Raw genomic sequence first — 1111 nt, 5'->3', positions numbered from 1 at the left:
CGCGGCGGGCTCCCCCGCTTCCCCCGCTTCCCCCGATTCCCCTGGCTCCCCCGGCGGCTCCGGGTCACCGGGGGAACCCGGGTCAGCGGGCTCCGCGAGGTCGGCCGCGCTGACGGCGGCGGCCCGGTGCAGGCAGCCGGGCGCCAGCAGACAGCCGCAGCGGACGTCGGCCGCCGAGGCGACCACGCCGCCGGGCGCGTGCAGGACCAGCTCGCTCTCCTCGTCGATCCTGATCCGCCAGTCGTCGCCGTCCCGGACGGCGGTCAGGCCGTCCAGCTTGGCGACCGCCCCGTCCAGCCGCTTGCGCAGCCTGGGCGTCAGCCCGCCCACGACGTCGGCGACCACCTCCGCCCGTACGGCGGGCAGGGTGCCGGCTCCGGTCACCGTTCCAGTCCCGGTCATGCGATCTTCTCCCCCACCCAGCGGGCCAGTTCCAACGGGCTCAGTGCGGCCACCGGCATCCCGGCGGCGACCAGTTGCCCGGCCACGGCCTTGGAGTAGCGGGCCCGGCCGGTGTCGTCCAGGGCCGCGCAGCCGAGCAGGTGGCAGCCCTCGCCGACCAGCGCCCGGGTCTGCGCGAGCAGTCCGCCGACGGGGTGGCCCTCCTCGAAGTCGCTGATCACCGCGATCAGCGTGCGGGACGGCACCGTGACCAGCTCCCGCGCGTACGCCAGCCCGGCCGCGATGTGCGTGCCACCGCCGACCCGGACCTCCAGCAGCAGCCCGAGCGGATCCGCCACCCGGCCGCTGAGGTCGGCCACCTCGGTGGAGAAGGCCACGAAGTGCGTCGTCAGGGACGGGACGCCCGCCAGGATCGCGGCCGTCATGGCAGCCCAGATGGTCGAGGGCTCCATCGAGCCGGAGACGTCCACCACCAGGATCAGCCGCCAGTCGGCGGACCTGGCGGCCCAGCTGCGGAACACCGGCCGCTCGGGTACGACCAGGGTGCCGCCGTCCGGCCCCGGGCGGGCGGTCGTCAGGTTGGCACGGATCGTCCGGTCCAGGTCGAGCACGCCGCCGGGACGGCGGCTCGGCCGCGGAACGGTGAGACCGGTCAGCGCCGGACGCAAGGTCTGCGCCAGCTCCCGGGTCAGCTCCTCCACCAGCCGCC

1 protein-coding gene and 1 pseudogene are annotated in these 1111 nt (G+C 75.9%); both read right to left on the bottom strand.

What is annotated here, in order from left to right:
- Positions 1-402, bottom strand: a pseudogene (locus tag AA75_RS50670) (hypothetical protein); the annotation flags it as partial.
- The coding region (locus AA75_RS51360) for a VWA domain-containing protein (protein WP_199520576.1) at positions 399-1111 on the bottom strand (713 nt) is incomplete at its 5' end. The gene AA75_RS51360 and the pseudogene AA75_RS50670, both read right to left, overlap by 4 nt.

The organism is Kitasatospora sp. MBT63 (assembly GCF_000710465.2).
GTDB lineage: Bacteria > Actinomycetota > Actinomycetes > Streptomycetales > Streptomycetaceae > Kitasatospora.
The sequence above is the reverse complement of the archived record's forward strand: the minus strand, read 5'-3'. Positions and strand labels throughout refer to the sequence as shown.